The following is a 544-nucleotide window of genomic DNA, read 5'->3' as shown; positions in this document are numbered from 1 at the left end:
GTCCACGCATGCGTTGGGACGAGCGGCGCGCGGCGAGGGGAGAACAGAAATGGAGAGGCGGCCAGGGCTGTCATGATCTTCTTCGATTGGACTGCATTCGACCACTAGATCGTCTGGAGAGGGAGTTTATTCCCGGCGAAATCAATTTTTTCAAATTTATTTTGAGGCCAAGAATTCGAAAATCGAGTGTAGAAGAAATAGTGACGTCTTTTCAATTGGTTGTAATTTTTCCTCAAGCCGTCGGGAATATTCGGACCCAGTCTTCGATCTTGTTCGTCAGTGGCCGCACCGAGGCAATTCCGGTGCCCACCCAAAGAGGAGATGCGAATATGTTCGATATGTCACGCCGCACATTTCTCGGCGCTGCTGCTGCCGGTGCCGCCTTCGGTCTTGCCGGCCAGCTGGAATTCATTCCGCCCGCTTATGCCGCCTCGCCGCTGGAACCGGCGGTCGGCCACTACAAATACAAGGTCGGCTCAATCGAGGTGACCGCGATCTATGACGGCATCTGGCGCAAGCCGCATGACCCGATGTTCATCAAGAA

General features: G+C 54.2%; 1 protein-coding gene. It reads left to right on the top strand.

What is annotated here, in order from left to right:
• Positions 1-544, top strand: a 544-nt coding sequence (locus AC1D0P_RS27825; protein ID WP_477679684.1) for a twin-arginine translocation signal domain-containing protein, incomplete at both ends; no start/stop codon positions are given.

The organism is Polaromonas sp. P1_G2, assembly GCF_056405515.1.
This window is presented reverse-complemented; position numbering and strand designations above follow the sequence as displayed.